Genomic DNA, 1,688 nt, shown 5'->3' on the forward strand with positions numbered 1-1,688 from the left:
TGATGAAGCACAGAGTCTGTTCCCAGCTGGACATCAAGCATCAAAACAAAATCATTATTTTGCAACGAACCTAATAATCTAAACGAATTCGGCCTAAAATGGTTGGAGAAGTTTTTTCTGTTACTTAGATGGTTTCTCTTCATTTTGCTCAAGTACAATTTTCTGATCCGGGTAAATCAAATGCGGGTTTTCCAGTTGATTAATGTCTTGCAGTTCATGCCAGTGCATACCATAGCTTACAGCGATTTCAGAAAGAGTGTCCCCTTTCTCTACTACATGTACATCCTCATTACTCCTATCCTCGCTCTTATCTTCCCCATTGTTCAAATTCGTAAGTGAGTAGGCAGCAATGGTACCAGAGATTTCATGAGCAGCGAGCAGGATCGGTTCTCCACTCGGGCTTTGATCGGCTTCTACGAATTGAAGCCCTTCAGGACCTACGTCACCTGCAGGCATGTCCTCTGAGAAATCACGAGTCGTAAAGTATTTAACAAAAGAAGCTTCTTCAGGATTCGTGATATCATACACCATCACACCACTTTGGCGCTCGAGTCCGATGAAAGCATAATCCTTATCTCCTACACTTCCTGTTACGACCGCTTCTGGTTCAGGACCTTTATCATCACTACGATTGTCGAACGCATTTTCTTCATTGTCTGAATTAAAGAAATCCGGCTCGACTTCTGCAACCACCTGTTCAAATTCATCAGCACTATCATAGGTTACATCCATGGAATCCATATCACGTATGGTAAAAGAACGGGCCCCATAGCCATAAACGACTTCATATTTTCCTTCTTCGTTCTTAGGAGCGGAAATCGTTGTCTTCAGACGGCCCAGCTGATCCTCATCGAATAAACCATTCTCCACTAACTCATCTAATTCTTTCTGGGTGTACCCTTCATAATGGTCGGCATTCAGATCATATTGATCCGCGATATCCCCTACCCGCGTTTCTTCTGAATAACCATCATAATCCTGGGCATCCCCTTCATTCGGAGTCAGCAGATAAGATTTTCCATCTTTCTCGTAAAGGGCAATTCCATCCGGCTGGTACATACCGAGTACTGGGTGCGGCTGAATGTTAATTTCTCCGTCTTCATTGGAAGCATCAAAGCCATTCTTTTCTAAGGAATGATCCTTGTAGCCAAGGGATCTCACCTCAGTGAAGGACCCTGTTTCGATATCCAAGGTAGCCACAGCATTGTTTTCCTGAAGCACGACATAGGCCGTCTTTCCATCTTCTTCTACAGCCATATACTCAGGCTCCAGATCCTCTTCATACGTATTATCTGGATTCATTTTACGGATATCCGAATCAATGGGAGCGTCTTTAAACGTAACCTCCTTTACAGACTCTTCGGTTAGTTCGTCAACGTTACCCGTTACATCAATGATCGATACTGAGCCTTCAGGATTCGTTTCATAATCTTCACTAGGTTCTCCTTCGTTTGCCACTAGAACCTTATTTCCATCCGGTGTAAATGTCACCATGTCCGGCAGAGCACCTACAGAAACATGGGAAATATATTGGCCATCCTTGTCCATAAACACCACATATCCATCATCTTGTTCAGGGTCAGCAGGTACCGCAGCCGCTACATAATCACCTTCTGGATGCAGGCTTATACTGGTAATACCGGACACGTTAGAGAGTTCTCCACTCAAGTCTTCAAGCTGTACACGCT

1 protein-coding gene is annotated in these 1,688 nt (G+C 44.0%); it reads right to left on the bottom strand.

The features are described 5' to 3' along the window. Positions 1 to 120: 120 nt before the first annotated feature. Positions 121 to 1,688: choice-of-anchor I family protein (locus WAM07_RS18325; RefSeq protein WP_422168829.1), on the bottom strand; the 1,568-nt coding region annotated here is incomplete at its 5' end.

Origin of the sequence: Halobacillus sp. (assembly GCF_049282395.1) — a bacterium.
Classification (GTDB): domain Bacteria; phylum Bacillota; class Bacilli; order Bacillales; family Halobacillaceae; genus Halobacillus.